Below are 15213 nucleotides of genomic sequence, written 5' to 3'. Positions count from 1 at the left end.
TCGACGTCGGGCCCGCCCCCGGCTCGGCGGGGTCGGTGGTGGCGACCCCGCCGGGTGCCTCAGTCGCCGATGACCTCGTTGACGGTCTCGAACGCGTCGACCATGTCGGACAGCAGCTCGTTCATGACGTCCGAGACCCGGTGCACTCCGGGCATCAGACCGACGGCCTGTCCCACGTAGTAGGAGTCGAGCTCCTTGGCCCGGGGGTTGCCGGCGTCGGCGGCACGGGAGATCTGCTCGAAGGCGTTCTCGCTGAGCATCCCCTGGAAGGGCATCGGCAGCGGGGCGACCTCGGGGTGGGCATCCCACTCGTCGTGCCACGCGCTCCGCAGCTGGCGCGCGGGCTTGCCGGTGCGGGTCTTCGAGCGGACGGTGTCGGACGAGCTGGCCTGGGCCATCTTCGCCTTGACGGTCTCGTCGACCTCGCTCTCCACGGTGCTGAGCCAGACCGATCCCATCCACACACCGGCGGCACCCAGTGCGAGTGCCGCCACGATCTGCCGTCCTGTCGCGATGCCACCTGCCGCGAGCACCGGGACCGGCGCCACGGCCTTGGCCACCTCCGCGGTGAGCACCATGGTGCCGACCTCGCCGGTGTGGCCGCCGGCCTCGTACCCCGTGGCCACGACGAAGTCCGCGCCGCCCGCGATGTTCCGCTGGGCGTGCCGGACGGTCCCGGCGAGCGCACCGATGACGATGTCCTGGGCGCGACAGCGCTCGACCACGTCGGGGGCCGGCGGTCCCAGCGCGCTGACGAGCAGCCGGATCGGGTGCTGGAGCGCCACGTCGATGAGGGCGGCCACCTTCTCCGGACGGGTGGCGGTACCACGCCAGTCGGTGAGGTCGTAGCCGGAGGAGCCCTCGCCGATCACCTCGTAGCGGTGCAGCATGTCGTCGACGAACCCGACGTGGGTGTCCGGGATCTGGGCCCGGAGCTCCTCCGGCGAGTGCTCCAGGCCGGACTGCTTGTATGGCATGAGCAGGTCGACGCCGTAGGGCTTGCCCCCGACCTGCTGGTCGATCCAGGCGAGTTCCTTCTCGAGCTCCTCCGGGGAGAAGCGGGTCCCACCGAAGACGCCGACGCCACCGGCGTTGGTCACCGCGGCGACGACGTCGCGGGTGTGACTGAACGCGAAGATCGGGAGCTCGGCCCCCACGAGGTCGGTGATCGCTGTCTTCATCTCTGCTGTCCACCATCCGGTCGGTCGTCGGTCACATCGGTGTGTCCTGCTGCGTCCGCACCACCCGTGCGGACGGCGCTGACGCTGCCCTGGGTGGCCCGTGTGCCGTCGGGCAGCGCCACCCAGATCTCCGCCTCGGGCGCGTCCCCGCCGCGGGTGACCACTCCACCGACGGTGAGCGGGGTCCCGGGGTGGACGGACGTGGTCGTGCGGTAGGTCATGGAGGTCACGCGACCCCAGGGCCTGGCCCATGCCTCGCACAGCCGCATCAGCCAGCTGCCCATGAGGGGGCCGTGGACGAGGACGTCGTCGTAGCCCTCGACGTCGCGGGCGTAGGGGGCGTCGTAGTGGATGCGGTGCGGGTTCCAGGTGATCGCGGAGTAGCAGAAGAGCTGGACGGGATCGGGGCGGACGTCGAAGGCCGGGAGCTCGTCCCCGGCGCTGATCGCCGTCGTCTCCCCGGTCGACGCACTCATCGCAGGATCCTGACGTAGCGCTCGGCGATCACCAGGTCTCCGGACCCCTCACGCCGGTACTCCAGGTCGTACCCGACGAACACCAGCGGACCGGAGCGTCCCTGCTTCTCCTCGAGGGAGCCGATCCGCTTCGACAGGCGGATCTCGTCGCCGGCGACGATCGGCTCGTGGAACGTCGTGGTCGTCTCCCCCGCCATCCGGCGCTGGGCCGTGGACGGCGGCGTCATGTCGTCGCTGCCACCGTCCTCGGCCAGCTCCGTGATCGGGATCAGGTTGGGGGCTGCGTGCCGGATGACGAGATGGAAACCGAGCGGCGCGACGACGTCTCGGTGTCCCGCCCGGCGCGCTTCCTCGACGTCCAGGTGGACCCGGTCGGTGATCCCCAGGGTGTGGGCGTACTGCGCGATCTGCATGCGCGTGACGAGCCAGGGTTCGAACGTCTGCTCGGCCCCGAGCCAGCCGCGCGCCTCGTCGGTCAACAGGCTCGTCATGCCGCTCCTCCTGCCGCTACCGGGCGCCAGACCGGCTGGGGGCTGCCGTCGACGGAGGGCTCCACCGTCCAGCTGAAGCGCTCGCCGACCTCGAGCCGGTCGGGATCGGTGTCGAGCCGCCCGACCAGGCGCAGCTCGTGCTCCGGGTACTCGAGCACGCCGACCGCGTAGGGGACCTTCTCCTCGAACCCGGCCAGTCGCGTGCGTGCCACGACGGTCCAGGTGAAGAGGGCGGCCGAGTCCGGCAGCACGACCCACCGCAGGTCGAACGAGCGGCAGTGCACGCAGGCCGGCCGCGGCGGCCACTGGCGCTCCCCGCACGCCTCGCACAGTTGGCAGCACAGCTCGCCACGCGCGAGCCCGTCGCGGTAGCCCTGCAGGTCCTCGATCTGTGTCACCCCACGCCCTCCTCAGGCCCTGGCCAGCAGTGCGAGCGCGCCGTCGCCCATGTCGCCCCAGCCGGTGATCGCCGCGGTCTCGACCCCGGGCACCTGCCGGTCGTCGGGGACCTGCCGTCGCAGCTGCCGGACGGCCTCCACGACGTGGTTCATCCCGGTCAGGTGGCCCTCCGACAGGAGACCGCCGTGCGGGTTCACCGGCAGGCTGCCGTCCGGGGCGATGCTGCCGTCGAGCACGAACGGGCCGCCCTCGCCGCGACCGCAGAAGCCCGCCTCCTCCAGCTGCTGGATCACCTCGAAGGTGAAGCAGTCGTAGATGAAGGCGATGTCGACGTCGGACGGCGCCATGCCGGCCAGGCCGAAGGCCCGTGGCGCCGCCTTGGTGAGCCCGGTGTTGAAGACGTCCCACCGGCTGGCCATGTCGTCGGCGGAGTCGGGATGTCCCTCGGCGATCCCCTCGATCCGCACGACGGGACCGGACGCGTCGCGCGCCCGGTCCTCGCGGGCGACGATGACCGCCGCCGCGCCGTCGGTCTCCAGGCAGCAGTCGAACTTGAGGTACGGGTCGGCGATCACCGGCGCGCTCAGGTACTGCTCCATGGTGAGCTCGCGCCCGTACATCTGAGCGCCCGGGTTGCGCTGGGCGTTGGCCCGCATCGTCAGGGCGACGGTGCCGAGCGCCTCACGCGTGGTGCCGAACTCGTGCATGTGCCGACGGCACGCCAGGGCGTACCACTGGGCCGGCGTGTTCATCCCGTGCGGGTACTCGAGTTCACGCCGGTAGGCCTGGCCGGCGAGCTGCCGGACGCGCGTGTCCACGCGGGAGACCGAGCTGGCGTTGCGGGCGAGGAAGACCGCGACGTAGTCGGCCTGTCCGCTCTGGACGGCGAGCGCGGCCAGCCGCAGACCGGCCAGACTGCTGGCGCCGCCCATGTGCGCGACGGCGGTGAACCGGACGTCGGGGCTGCCGAGGACCGGGATGACGTCCTCGGCGGACACGGAGTCGGGATAGGGGACGACGCCGTCGATCGCCACGGGATCGATGCCGGCGTCGTCAGCGGCGGCCAGCAGTGCCTCCAGCGCCAGCCGCGTGATGCTCCGGCCGCTGTTGCGGGACAGCTCGGTCTGCCCGATCCCGACGATGCAGGCCCTGCCTCCGTCGGCGTCCATGGCGTCCGTCCTCGGATCCGGTTCAGCGACCCGCGTCGCGCAGCAGCCGCCGCGCGATCACGTTCTTCTGGATCTCGCTCGTACCCTCACCGATCTCCAGGATCTTGGCGTCGGCGTAGAACCGCGAGATCGGCGTCTCCCGGACGTAGCCGTATCCGCCGTGCAGCTGGAGGCTGGCGCTGGCCACCCGGTTGGCGACCTCCGAGGCGTGCAGCTTCGCCATCGCTGCGGCCTGCGAGAAGTCCTGGCCGCTGTCGGCGAGCCAGGCTGCGCGGTAGACCAGCCACCGGGCTGTCTCGACCTCGGTGGCCATCTCGGCGAGGCGGTGCTGGGTGGCCTGGAACTCACTGATCCTGCGGCCGAACTGGCGGCGCTCGACGACGTAGTCGAGGGCGAGGCCGAGCGCGGCGTCGGCGAGGGAGAGGGCGAGGGCTGCGACGCTGATCCGCCCCGGGTCCAGGACGGAGAGGAACTGGTGCAGGCCGGCGCCCTCCTCGCCGATGAGGTTCCCCTCGGGCACCCAACAGTCGTCGAAGGACAGCTCGCGGGTGTCCATCGCGTGCCACCCCAGCTTGCGCATGGGCCGGCCCTGGGTGAAACCGTCGGTGTCCTTGGGCACGAAGAAGACGCCGAACCGCTTGGAGCCGTCGTCGTTCTGGCCCGTCGCGGCCAGGAGGGTGACGCCGAGGCTCATCTCCGTGCCGGGGTTGCTGATGAAGATCTTGTTGCCGGTGATCGACCAGCCGCCGTCGCGTCGCTCGGCCCGGGTCCGGATGGAGGCGGCGTCCGAGCCGGCCCCGGGCTCGGTGAGCGCGAAGGCGCCGATGTGGGTGCCCTCGGCCAGCGGCCGCAGCCAGCGCTCCTTCTGCTCGGCGGTGCCGAACCGGGCCAGGGGCAGGCTCGCGATGGTGCTGTGGGCGTTCCACGCGGCGGCCACGGACTGGTCGGCCCGCCCGAGCTCCTCCATGACCGCGACGTAGGCGACCATCCCGACGTCGATGCCGCCGTACTGCTCCGCGACCAGCATGCCCATCAGCCCCAGGTCGCCGAGCTTGCGGAACACGTGGGCCGGGAACTCCTCCCGCTCCGACCACTCCGCGGCGTGGGGCTCGATCTCCCGCGACGCGAACTCCCTGGCCAGCTTCTTCAGGGACAGGACGTCCTCACCGAGGCCGAAGTCCATGTCAGTTCTCCTCAGGTCGGAGCAGGATCTTGAGATGGTGGTGTCCGCCGGCAGCGAGCTCGGCGAAGGTGTCGACCGCGTCGGTGAGGGGTCGGACGTCGGTGAGCAGGCACGAGGGGTCGAGTTGCCCCGCGGCGATCAGCCCGAGCACGCGGGGGATGTCGAAGTTGTAGCCGAGCGACCCGCAGATCGTGCGCTCGTACAGCACGACCTGGCGCAGATCGGTGTTCAGGACGCTGTCGGTGATGCCGGCGACCGCGATCGTCCCGCCCCGCTGCAGGCTCCGGATGCCGAGGTCGACGACCTCGGGGCGGCCCGTCGCGTCGATCGCCACCCGCGGGCCGAGTCGGTCCGTGCGGAGGAACACCTCGCGGCGCACGTCGACGCTCGTCGGGTCGAACACCTCGGTGGCACCGGCCACGGACGCGGCGGCATGCCGAGCGCGGACCGGCTCGCTCACGTACACCGCGGCAGCACCCGCTGCCCGTGCGCCCAGGACGGCGGCCAGGCCGATGGGACCGGCACCCAGCACCAGGACGCTGTCACCCGGACGCACCCCGGCCCGGGTGGCCGCGTGCAGCCCCACCGCGAGCGGCTCGGCCAGCGCCGCCATCTCGTCGGAGACCGCGTCCGGGACCGGACACAGCGAGCGGAGCGGAACGGTGACGAACCGGGCCAGTGCACCGTCGGCCGCCAGCCCGAGCGATCCGCCGCGGGCGCAGATGTGGTAGTCGCCGCGCAGGCACCAGGCGCACTCGCCACAGGTCAGGCACGGGTCGACGGCGACCCGCGACCCCTCGGACACGCCCGGCCACGGCCGGGACATCGCCACCACCCTGCCGGAGAACTCGTGCCCCATGGTGATCGGCGGGCGTGCTCCGGTGAGCGGGTGCGGGTCGAGCCGGATCATGTTCGGCCCGTGGCCGTACTCGTGCAGGTCGGTTCCGCACAGTCCGTTGAAGGCGACCTCGACGACGGCTGAGCCGTCCGGGGGCGTCCCCGGTGCGTCCACGTCGTCGAGCCGGACGTCCTCCCGGCCGTGCCAGCGCAAGGCGAGCAAGACACCCACCTCCGAGGTTTGGTGAACCGGTCGGTCCAAAGAAATCGTACATCCAGCGCGCTGTCAAGCGCGGCGTGCCGAGGTGCGCAACGACGCGGGGGAACCGGCAGCAGGCGTCCTCCCGCCCCGGCTCACCCGCGGCCGGGACGAGCGCCGGCCTCGGCCCGGTGGTGCCGTGTCGGACGCCGCGGGCCTCGCGTGGACCGGCCGGGCCGCCACTCGTCGACCGTGACGCCGCTCCGTCGCCCGTGCCGAGACCGGGCCGGCGCGGTACCGGGCAACTGCACCGGCACGGGGCCGGACACGCGGCGTACTCAGCTCGCGAGCGCGTCCACCCGCTCGTGGGCACGCCGGACCTTCTCCTCCAGGTCGGCCGTCGAGAACGGTTGCGACGCGAGGCCCCGGAACATCGTGGCGCAGTACTCGGCGGCGAGCCTCGCGGGTGTCCATCCGGCCGCGGCGGTGTGCGCCCACTGGTAGGTGTGGTTGTGCAGGTTGAGGAACTGCAGCACGGCGAGCCTCAGGTCCACGGTCCGGAGGACGCCGTCGTCCATCGCCTCGCTGACGAGGTCACGCACGAGGTCCTCGAACTCGCGCCGCTGTCCGACCAACCGTTTGCGGTGGGGGCCGGTGACGTGGCGGTAGTCGTGCTCGTAGACCCAGATGTGGTCGAGGCGGGCGAAGATGATCTCGAGCAGCGCCTGGGAGAGCAGGCGCAGCCGGACCAGTGGCTCCTCGTCCGACAGGGCCGTGATGCAGCGGGCCCTGGCGAGCAGCGGGACCAGGACCCGGTCCTGGATCTCGACGAGGAGGTTCTCCTTGGAACCGATGTAGTGGTACAGGGCTCCCTTGCCCAGACCCACCGCCTCGCAGAGCTCGGTGATGCCCGTCGCGGCGTATCCCTTCTCCGCGAACAGGGTCGCCGCTGCGTCGATGATTTCCTGACGCCGGGTCTCGTAGCCGGGGCCGTGGCCCGGAGGTCGTGCCACGGGTTCTCCTCAGGGGTACGTGCGCCGGGACGCATCCAGCCTAGTGACCGTCACTCGAAGCGCGCGCGCCCCGGACCGTCCGCCAGGAACGACCGCATACCGGTCGTGCGGTCGGGCGTGGCGAAGAGGCCGGCGATGAGCGACCTCTCCAGTGCGAGCCCGGCGTCACGCGCACCTGCCGCCTGGTCGACCGCCTGCTTGATCGCGCGGATCGCGAGCCGGGGGCCGGCCGCGAGCTGCGCCGCGAGCTCGTGGGCCCGTTCGGTGGAGCTGCCGGGCACGACCTCGTCGACGATGCCGAGCCCAAGGGCCTCCGCGGCCCTCACCCGGCGACCGGTCATGATCAGCTCCTTCGCCCGGCTGCGCCCGACGATCTCGGTCAGCCGCTGGGTGCCTCCCGACCCCGGCATGATGCCGAGCGTCACCTCGGGCAGTCCCACGGCGGCCCGCTCCCCTGCGACGCGGTAGTCCGCGCACAGCGCCAGTTCCAGTCCGCCGCCCAGCGCGTAGCCGTTGACCGCGGCGACGACGGGCACCGGCAACTCGGCCACCGCGGTGAAGGTCCGCTGCAGACGGGCGTTCCAGTCCACGATGTCGACGAAGTCCATCGCCAGCAGCGCTCCGATGTCGGCACCGGCGGCGAAGACCTCCTCCCCGCCGGTGAGCACGACCGCGCGGACCTCCGGGTCCGCGTCGATGTCCCGGACCGCCGCCGCGAGCGCGTCCCGCATCGCGGTGTCGAACGCGTTGAACGGCGGGGCGTCCAGCAGCAGCGTGGCGACCGCTCCCTGGCGGTCGACCGAGACGAGCTGTCCCATCAGGGCTGCTCGGAGACCAGGCGCCGGGCCGCGGCGGCGATCTCGTCCCGTCCGGGCAGCCAGGCCTGTTCGAGGCCGGGGCTGTAGGGAACCGGCATGGCCGGCGGGGCGACCCGCACCACGGGAGCGTCCAGGTGCCAGAAACCCTCGTCCACGGCCAGAGCGGCGAGCTCGGCGCCGACCCCGAAGTCCTGGACCGCCTCGTGGGCGATGAGCAGCCGGTTGGTGCGCCGGAGCGAGTCCAGCACGGTGGCCCGGTCGAGCGGCGAGATGGTGCGCAGGTCGATCACCTCGGCGTCGACGCCCTCGGCAGCGAGCACCTCGGCGGCAGCCGCCGCCTCCTGCACCATCCGGGAGTAGGTCACGATGGTCAGGTCGCTGCCCGGTCGGACGATCCGCGCCTTCCCGAGCGGGATGACGTGCCCGCGCTCGGGCCGCGGGCCCTTGAGCCCGTACTGGAGCCGGTGCTCGACGAACACCACCGGATTGTCGTCGCGGATCGCGGCCCGCAGGAGCCCGTAGGCCTCGGCCGGGGAGGACGGCATCACCACGGTCAGGCCGGGGATGTGCGCCAGCAGCGCCTCCAGGCTCTGCGAGTGCTGGCTGCCGGACGAGCGCCCCGCTCCGAACTGGGTGCGGACGACCAGCGGCATCGCGACCGCGCCGCCCGTCATGAACCGCAGCTTCGCGGCCTGGTTCATCAGCTGGTCGAGACAGGTGCCGATGAAGTCCATGTACATGATCTCGACGATCGGGCGCATGCCCGCCATCGCCGCACCCACCCCGCACCCGACGATGGCCGACTCCGAGATCGGTGTGTTGCGCACGCGCCCCGGGAACCGGTCGGCGAGCCCCCGGAAGAGGCCGTAGACGTTGCCGCCCGCCGCCACGTCGATACCGGCGAGGAAGACCGAGGGGTCCTCGGTCATCTCGTGCTCGACGGCCTCGCTGACGGCGTCCATCATCCGGAACACCTCGCCCTGCGCTGCGGGCGGTTCCGGCCGGTCGGCGCGGGGGCTCCCGACGAAGTCGGCCAGGCTCTCCTCGGCCGGGAAGGGGGCCGAGCGGGCGCTGTCGACGGCGGCCTCGACGTCGGCCGCGACCTCGCGGTCGATCCCGTCCGCGACGTCGTCGTCCAGGCCGGCCGCCCGCAACCGCTCCCGGAGGGCGAGCAGCGGGTCGCGCTGCTTCCACGACTCCACCTCCTCGACGAGGCGGTAGCGCTCCGGGTCCCCCTCGTAGTGCCCGTGCCACCGGTAGGTCTCCGCCTCCAGCAGGACGGGGCCCGCACCGGCCCGCAGGTCCGCCGTGATGCGCGAGACCGTGCCGGCGACCGCCACGACGTCGTTGCCGTCGACCCACTCGTAGGCGATCCCGTACCCGGCGGCCCGGGCGTCGAGCTTGGCGCGGTGCTGCTCGGCCTCCGGGGAGAACTCCGAGTAGTGGTTGTTCTCGCACAGGAAGACCACCGGCAGGTCCCAGACCGCGGCGAGGTTCACCGCCTCGTGGAACGCGCCCGTCGCGACCGCGCCGTCACCGAAGAAGGCGACGACGACGGAGCCGTTCCCGCGGAGCTTGGCCGCGGTGGCCGCACCGGCGGCGATCGGCAGACCGGCGCCCACGATGCCGTTGGCGCCGAAGATGCCCAGGCGGGGGTCCGCGATGTGCATCGACCCGCCCCGGCCCCGGCAGGCGCCCGCATCGCGTCCCATGAGCTCGGCGAACATCGGCGCGAGCTCGAGCCCCTTGGCCAGGCAGTGTCCGTGGCCGCGGTGGGTCGAGGTGATGACGTCGTCCGGGCGCAGCGGCCAGCACGCCCCCACGGCGGAGGCCTCCTGGCCGATCGAGAGGTGCAGGAAGCCGGGTATCTCGGTGGCCTTGTAGAGCGTCGAGGCCGCCTGCTCGAACTGGCGGATGCGCGCCATGCGGCGGTACATCTCGCGCAGGTCCTCCACCGGGAACAGGGCGGCGGGACCGTCCAGCTCCGTCGTCGGGCTCACCATGCCGTCCACCCTCCGTCGACCGTCAGCGTGGAACCGGTCGTGTACCGGGACGCGTCACTCATCAGGAACACCGCGGCGCCGCCCAGCTCCCCGGCATCGCCCACCCGGCCGAGCGGGATCCTGGCGAGGATCCCCTCCGCGTGCCGGCTGCCGAGCAGGGGCCTGCTCAGGTCGGTCTCGAAGTAGCCGGGGGCGAGGGTGTTCACCCGCACGCCGCGGTCGGCCCACTCGACGGCCAGCGTCCGCGTCAGGGCCTCGACGCCGCCCTTGCTGGCGGTGTACGCCGCGATCCGGGCGGCACCGGACCGCGCGTGCACGGAGCTGACGTTGGCGATGCTGCCCCCGCCCGCCTGCAGCATCAGCCGGCCCACCTCCCGGCAGCAGTGGAAGGTGCCGGTGAGGTTCACACCGATCACCTGCGTCCACGAGGCGTCGTCGAGGTCCTCGCTCCGGGCGAACGACGGGCTGATCCCGGCGCAGTTGACCAGCCCGTCGATGCGTCCGGCCGCCTCGGCCACGCGCTCCGTCGCGGCGCGCACCGCCGCGGCGTCGGCGACGTCCAGCGGCTGCACGTGGGCCTCCCTGCCCTCCGCGCGCAGCGTGCCGGCGAGGTCGTCGAGGTCGCTGCCGCTGCGCGCGGACAGCACGACGGTGGCGCCGGCACCGCTCAGCGCCTGCGCCATCGCCCGGCCCAGTCCCTTGCCCGCACCGGTGACCCAGACCACCTTGCCGGCCAGGTCGAGGAGTCCCTGCCCCACGGTCAGCCCCCGGCCGTGACGCTCGTGCGCAGGTCCTTCTTGAGGACCTTGCCGGAGGGGTTGCGGGGCAGCGTCGGCACCCTGGTGTAGTACCGCGGCACCTTGAACTTCGCGAGCCGCTCCTGGCAGAACGCGCGCAGCTCCTCGTCGGTCACCGTGGCGCCGTCCCGCAGTACCACGCAGGCGTGCGGCACCTCGCCCCACCGCTCGTCGGGGTGGCCGATGACCGCGGCCTCGACGACGTCGGGGTGCTCCCAGAGGACGCGCTCCACCTCCGGGGTGGCGATGTTCTCGCCGCCGGACACGATCATGTCCTTCTTCCGGTCCTCGATGTAGAGGAAGCCGTCCTCGTCCATGCGGCCCACGTCGCCGGTGCGGAACCACCCGTCGACGAAGGACCGCTCGGTCGCGCCCTGGTCCCGCCAGTAGGCGGAGAAGACCTTCGGGCCCCGGACGAGCACCTCGCCCACCTGCCCCGCCGGCACCGAGTGCCCGTCGTCGTCGGCGACCCGCACCTGGTTGTGCGGCAGGGGCCGACCGACCGAGCCCAGCTTCTCGCGCATCCGGTCGTGGGGCATGAACGTGTCGCTCGAGGTGGTCTCGGTCAGCCCGTAGGCGTCGGCGAACCACAGGCCCGGGAAGAGGTCCAGCACGGTGGCGAGCCGGGACTCCGGCATCTTCTCGCCGCCGGACATGATCAGCCGCAGCGAGCTCAGGTCGGCCGCGGCCAGGGCGTCCTGCTGCTGGAGCACGCCGTTCACCATGGCCGGCGCCATCCAGACGCTGGTCGCGCGGTGCCGGGCGATGAGGTCGATGAGACCGAGCGGCTCGAACTTGCGCTGGATCACGAGGCTGCCACCCGCGTGCAGGGTGGCGACTCCGCCCATGTCCATCGCACCCACGTGGTAGAGCGGGCCCGTGACCGCCGTGACCTCGGTGTCGGTGAACCCGAACTGGATCAGGTAGCCGAGGTTCTTCCACACGACGTTGCGGTGGCTGATGCAGACACCCTTCGGCCGCGCGGTGGTGCCCGACGTGTACATCAGGCGCGACAGCTCTCCGCCGTCGACGTCGACGACCGGGACCCGCGCGCCCGTGTTGCGGCCGACGAGCTCCTCGTAGGAGGTCCAGCCCTCCGCCTCGCCGACCACCACCGTGTGCTCGAGGGCCGGCAGCTCCGCGGCGATCCCGGTGACGGCCGGGGTGAACTCGGGGTCCGCGACGACCACCTTCGCCTCGGCGTGTCCGAGGATGTACTGCCACTCGGCCGGCGCGAGGCGGTAGTTGAGCGGCAGGAACGCCGCGCCCAGCCGGTTCACGGCGTACACGAGCTCGAGGAACTCCGTGCAGTTGTAGAGCAGGATCGCCACGATGTCGCCGCGCCCCACGCCGAGGTCGCGGAGCGACTGCGCCAGCGCGTTGACCCGCTCGTGGAGCTGGGCGTTGGTCAGGGTCCGGTCGCCGCAGGTGAGGACGACCTTGTCGGGCCGCCGCTCCGCCTGGTGGTCGAGCGTGCTCGCGAAGTTTTCCATCTGCGGTTGCCGCCACCTCTGGTCGACGCCGGGTTCCGTGGACCGACCGGTCATGGAAACCCTACGACAGTGGTGACCCCGTGCCAACCACGTGTTTGGAACCCGCGCTTGACAACGACACTCCCCCGGGTATCCGGTGTAACGGTCAGTCCATGAAAGACGCCCGCCCGGCGGCGTGGCGGGCGCGTCCTTGAGGAGCCACATGACCGCGGAGGCCCCGATGTCGGTCCACGACGTGGACACGGACTTCAGACCCCTGATCTCCCCGCGCTCCATCGCGGTGATCGGGGCCTCCGACGACCCGGCCAAGCTGTCGGGCCGGCCGATCGGCAACATGAAGAAGTACGGCTACGCCGGCCGGATCTACCCGGTGAACCCGACCCGGAGCACGGTGCAGGGCCTCCCGGCCTACCGGGACGTCCGGGACATCGAGGGCGACGTGGACGTGGCAGTCGTCGTCGCCCCGGCCGCCGTCGTGCCGGGGGCGGTCCGTGGCTGCGCGGAGAAGGGCGTGAGGTTCGCCCTGATCACCGCGTCCGGCTTCGCGGAGGCGGGTGCTGACGGAGCCGCACTCGAGCAGGAGCTCCGGGAGATCGTCGCCGGGAGTCCGCTGCGGGTGATCGGTCCCAACTGCCTGGGCCTGGTCGGCCTGCGCGACGCCGCGGTCGCGACCTTCGCCGGGGTGTTCGAGAGCGGCGAGCCCCTGCGGACCGGCAACGTCGCCTTCGTCAGCCAGAGCGGGGCCTTCGGGACCTTCCTGCTGGGCGACCTCGATGCCCTGGCCGTGGGGATGTCGCACTACGTCAACACCGGGAACGAGCTCGACGTCACCGTGGCCGAGGTGCTCGAGGGTCTGGTCCGCGAGGACGACATCCACGTGCTGCTGGCCTACTTCGAGGGCGTCTCCGGCGGCCGGCGTCTGCTCCAGGCCGCGCGTGAGGCGCACCGGGAGGACAAGCCGATCGTGGCGGTCAAGAGCGGACGCTCCGAGGCCGGCGCCCGGGCGGCCGCCTCGCACACCGCGTCCCTCACGGGCGACGACACGGTCTTCGATCAGCTCATGCGCGAGGTGGGTGTCACCCGGGTCTTCAGCCAGGAGGCGCTGGTGGACGCGGCGCAGGTCTTCGATGCGCGACGACGGCCCCGCGGCCGCCGGCTGACGGTGCTCTCCATGTCCGGCGGCGGTGCGGTCATGGCCGCCGACACCGCCAGCGACTCCGGACTCGAGGTGGCACCGTGGCAGCCCGAGTGGCAGGAGCGACTGGCCGCGGTGATCCCCGCGTTCGCCTCGCCGCGCAACCCGGTCGACCTCACCGGGTCGATGATCACCGACCCCTCCCTCATGCGCAGTGCACTGGCGACGGCGCTCGAGAACCCCGACACCGACATGGTGGTCATTGTCGTCGGCAACGCCGACAGCTTCGCCGACCCGCTGATCCAGGCGGTCTCCGAGCTGTACGCCACGACCGACCGGCCGATCGCCGTCTCCTGGACCGGTGGCACCGGGCAGCCGCGCCGGCGGCTACGCGAGCTGGGCGTCCCCTGCTACACCGACCCCACCCGGGCGGTGGCCGCCCTGGGGGCGCTCGCGGATTTCGCCCTGCGCCGCCCGCTGCCCCGGCCCGAGCGGCCGGCCGACGTGGACGTCGACGGTGCGCGCGCGGTGATCGCCGCCACCCGCGCGGCGGGTCGCACCACGCTCGACGAGGCTGAGGCGACCGCGCTGGTCAGCGCCTACGGGATCCCCACGGCGCGCGCGGTCGTCGCCACCAGCCCGGAGGAGGCATCGGCCGGCGTCGCTCCCGGCGACCGTGTCGTGGTGAAGCTGCTGAGCAGCACCATCACGCACAAGAGCGACGTGGGGGGTGTCCGGCTCGGCCTGACGTCCCCGGAACAGGTGGCCGAGGCGGCCGCGGAGATCCTCGACATCGGCCGCCGGCACGGCGAGGAGTCCCCCCGGGTGCTCGTCCAGCAGATGGTCTCCGGAGACGCCGAGCTCATGCTCGGCGCCCGCGTGGATCCCTCCTTCGGGCCGGTGGTCGTGGTCGGCCTCGGCGGGATCTTCGTGGAGGTGCTCGCCGACACCCGCATCGCCTCGGCCCCCACCGACGTCGAACACGCACGGCACCTCTTCGACTCGCTCCAGGGAGCCGCGCTGCTCCACGGTGTGCGCGGGCGCCCACCGCTCGACGTGGCCGCCGCCGCGCAGGCTGCGGAGCGTCTGTCCTGGCTGATCGCGGACCTGGCCGACGAGATCGCCGAGATCGACATCAACCCGCTGCTCGCCCGGGAATCCGGCGTGACCGCGGTCGACGCACTCGTCGTCCTGCGGTGACCTGGCCGACCAGACTATCCCCCCGTCCAAACACTGACCGACAGGAACGGTATCCATGGCACTCAGCCTCAAGGACCTGAAGATCGAGAGCTCGGCCTTCCCCGACGGGGGCCGCATCCCGGAGCGCCACACCGGGGAGGGTGAGGACACGTCGCCCGAGCTGAGGTGGTCGGGCGTTCCCGAGGGCACGAGGTCGATCGCGGTCATCTGCCACGATCCGGACGCCCCGCTCCCGGACGGCTTCGTGCACTGGGTCCTCACCGGCATACCCGCCGACGTCACGGGGATCGCCGAGGGCGGCGGTAATGAGTACCACCAGGGCAGCAACGGGTGGGGCGGCACCGGCTACCGCGGTCCCATGCCTCCGCCCGGGCACGGTGACCACCGCTACTACTTCTGGGTCTACGCCCTGTCCGTCCCGGTCGACGAGGCGCTGACCCGTCGGGAGTTCATCGACCGGTACGGGAAGGACGTCATCGAGCAGGCACGCACGGTGGGGCTCTACTCCCGGTAGCAGCGTCCTCCTCGCCGTGCGGTCGAGGTCCGGCACGGACGCGGGAACGGTCGGCCGGACCCCTGTCCGGGAGTGCTCCCCGAACAGGGGTCCGGCCGACCAGTGGGCGGTCGGACCGTGGCTCGGCACCGCCATCCAGTGCGTGACCAGCCGTGGCGGCACACGGCGGACAGGAGAGTGGACATGTCCAGAGAACTGACCGAGGTCGGTGTGGTGGGGCTGGGCACCATGGGTGCGGGCATCGCCGAGGTGCTGGCCCGCGCGGGCCTGTCGGTGACCGCCGTGGAGATCAGCGAGGACGCCCT

At 72.2% G+C, this 15213-nt stretch carries 15 protein-coding genes; 3 read left to right on the top strand and 12 right to left on the bottom strand.

Features of this window, described 5'->3' with window-relative positions; genetic code table 11:
* Positions 1–59 precede the first annotated feature (59 nt).
* The 12 genes from BM414_RS25415 to BM414_RS25360 form a co-directional block, all read right to left on the bottom strand.
* Positions 60–1181 carry a nitronate monooxygenase gene (locus BM414_RS25415; protein ID WP_093584193.1) on the bottom strand — a complete coding sequence of 374 codons (1122 nt, stop codon included), beginning with the start codon at positions 1179–1181 and terminating at the stop codon, positions 60–62.
* Positions 1178–1657 (bottom strand): HTD2 family dehydratase, encoded by a 480-nt coding sequence (locus BM414_RS30415; RefSeq protein WP_217644931.1) that lies wholly within the window; start codon positions 1655–1657, stop codon positions 1178–1180. Before BM414_RS30415 ends, BM414_RS25415 begins: the two co-directional genes overlap by 4 nt.
* Positions 1654–2148: an FAS1-like dehydratase domain-containing protein gene (locus BM414_RS25405; RefSeq protein ID WP_093584192.1), complete on the bottom strand. Its 495-nt coding sequence runs from the start codon at positions 2146–2148 to the stop codon at positions 1654–1656. Before BM414_RS25405 ends, BM414_RS30415 begins: the two co-directional genes overlap by 4 nt.
* On the bottom strand, positions 2145–2546 hold the full coding sequence (locus tag BM414_RS25400; RefSeq protein ID WP_093584191.1) for a Zn-ribbon domain-containing OB-fold protein: 402 nt from the start codon (positions 2544–2546) through the stop codon (positions 2145–2147). Before BM414_RS25400 ends, BM414_RS25405 begins: the two co-directional genes overlap by 4 nt.
* Positions 2547–2558: 12 nt before the next feature.
* A complete protein-coding gene (locus BM414_RS25395; RefSeq protein WP_093584189.1) occupies positions 2559–3716 on the bottom strand; it encodes a thiolase C-terminal domain-containing protein in 1158 nt (385 codons plus the stop codon).
* Positions 3717–3738: 22 nt separating this feature from the next.
* Positions 3739–4899: an acyl-CoA dehydrogenase family protein gene (locus BM414_RS25390; protein ID WP_093584187.1), complete on the bottom strand. Its 1161-nt coding sequence runs from the start codon at positions 4897–4899 to the stop codon at positions 3739–3741.
* Position 4900: 1 nt separating this feature from the next.
* Positions 4901–5959, bottom strand: coding sequence for an alcohol dehydrogenase catalytic domain-containing protein (locus BM414_RS25385; RefSeq protein WP_217644930.1), 1059 nt, complete (start codon positions 5957–5959; stop codon positions 4901–4903).
* Positions 5960–6273: 314 nt separating this feature from the next.
* Positions 6274–6948, bottom strand: a complete 675-nt coding sequence (locus BM414_RS25380; RefSeq protein WP_093584183.1) for a TetR/AcrR family transcriptional regulator — start codon at positions 6946–6948, stop codon at positions 6274–6276.
* A 50-nt stretch (positions 6949–6998) separates the two neighbouring features.
* Entirely contained in the window at positions 6999–7766 is a 768-nt protein-coding gene (locus tag BM414_RS25375; RefSeq protein WP_093584181.1) for an enoyl-CoA hydratase/isomerase family protein, read from the bottom strand.
* A complete protein-coding gene (locus BM414_RS25370) occupies positions 7766–9769 on the bottom strand; it encodes an alpha-ketoacid dehydrogenase subunit alpha/beta (RefSeq protein ID WP_093584262.1) in 2004 nt (667 codons plus the stop codon). The genes BM414_RS25375 and BM414_RS25370 overlap by 1 nt, the downstream gene beginning before the upstream one ends.
* Positions 9763–10527, bottom strand: a complete 765-nt coding sequence (locus tag BM414_RS25365; protein WP_217644929.1) for an SDR family NAD(P)-dependent oxidoreductase — start codon at positions 10525–10527, stop codon at positions 9763–9765. Before BM414_RS25365 ends, BM414_RS25370 begins: the two co-directional genes overlap by 7 nt.
* Positions 10528–10529: 2 nt before the next feature.
* Positions 10530–12059, bottom strand: coding sequence for an acyl-CoA synthetase (locus BM414_RS25360; RefSeq protein ID WP_093584179.1), 1530 nt, complete (start codon positions 12057–12059; stop codon positions 10530–10532).
* Positions 12060–12261: 202 nt separating this feature from the next.
* Between BM414_RS25360 and BM414_RS25355 the strand changes: the two genes are divergently transcribed.
* The 3 genes from BM414_RS25355 to BM414_RS25345 all read left to right on the top strand — a co-directional run.
* Positions 12262–14394 carry an acetate--CoA ligase family protein gene (locus BM414_RS25355; RefSeq protein WP_093584177.1) on the top strand — a complete coding sequence of 711 codons (2133 nt, stop codon included), beginning with the start codon at positions 12262–12264 and terminating at the stop codon, positions 14392–14394.
* Positions 14395–14449: 55 nt separating this feature from the next.
* A complete protein-coding gene (locus BM414_RS25350) occupies positions 14450–14908 on the top strand; it encodes a YbhB/YbcL family Raf kinase inhibitor-like protein (protein WP_093584175.1) in 459 nt (152 codons plus the stop codon).
* Between the two features lie 183 nt (positions 14909–15091).
* The coding region (locus tag BM414_RS25345) for a 3-hydroxyacyl-CoA dehydrogenase NAD-binding domain-containing protein (protein WP_245784990.1) at positions 15092–15213 on the top strand (122 nt) is incomplete at its 3' end.

Origin of the sequence: Geodermatophilus amargosae (genome assembly GCF_900116515.1) — a bacterium.
In the GTDB taxonomy this organism is placed as follows: Bacteria; Actinomycetota; Actinomycetes; order Mycobacteriales; family Geodermatophilaceae; genus Geodermatophilus; species Geodermatophilus amargosae.
This window is presented reverse-complemented; position numbering and strand designations above follow the sequence as displayed.

Excerpts from the sequence above, each read along its gene's own strand:
- BM414_RS25350 (WP_093584175.1), top strand. The coding sequence starts at position 14,450 with ATGGCACTCAGCCTCAAGGACCTGAAGATCGAGAGCTCGGCCTTCCCC.
- BM414_RS30415 (WP_217644931.1), bottom strand. The coding sequence starts at position 1,657 with ATGAGTGCGTCGACCGGGGAGACGACGGCGATCAGCGCCGGGGACGAG.
- BM414_RS25405 (WP_093584192.1), bottom strand. The coding sequence starts at position 2,148 with ATGACGAGCCTGTTGACCGACGAGGCGCGCGGCTGGCTCGGGGCCGAG.
- BM414_RS25375 (WP_093584181.1), bottom strand. The coding sequence starts at position 7,766 with ATGGGACAGCTCGTCTCGGTCGACCGCCAGGGAGCGGTCGCCACGCTG.
- BM414_RS25415 (WP_093584193.1), bottom strand. The coding sequence starts at position 1,181 with ATGAAGACAGCGATCACCGACCTCGTGGGGGCCGAGCTCCCGATCTTC.
- BM414_RS25390 (WP_093584187.1), bottom strand. The coding sequence starts at position 4,899 with ATGGACTTCGGCCTCGGTGAGGACGTCCTGTCCCTGAAGAAGCTGGCC.
- BM414_RS25360 (WP_093584179.1), bottom strand. The coding sequence starts at position 12,059 with ATGGAAAACTTCGCGAGCACGCTCGACCACCAGGCGGAGCGGCGGCCC.
- BM414_RS25370 (WP_093584262.1), bottom strand. The coding sequence starts at position 9,769 with ATGGTGAGCCCGACGACGGAGCTGGACGGTCCCGCCGCCCTGTTCCCG.
- BM414_RS25395 (WP_093584189.1), bottom strand. The coding sequence starts at position 3,716 with ATGGACGCCGACGGAGGCAGGGCCTGCATCGTCGGGATCGGGCAGACC.
- BM414_RS25355 (WP_093584177.1), top strand. The coding sequence starts at position 12,262 with ATGACCGCGGAGGCCCCGATGTCGGTCCACGACGTGGACACGGACTTC.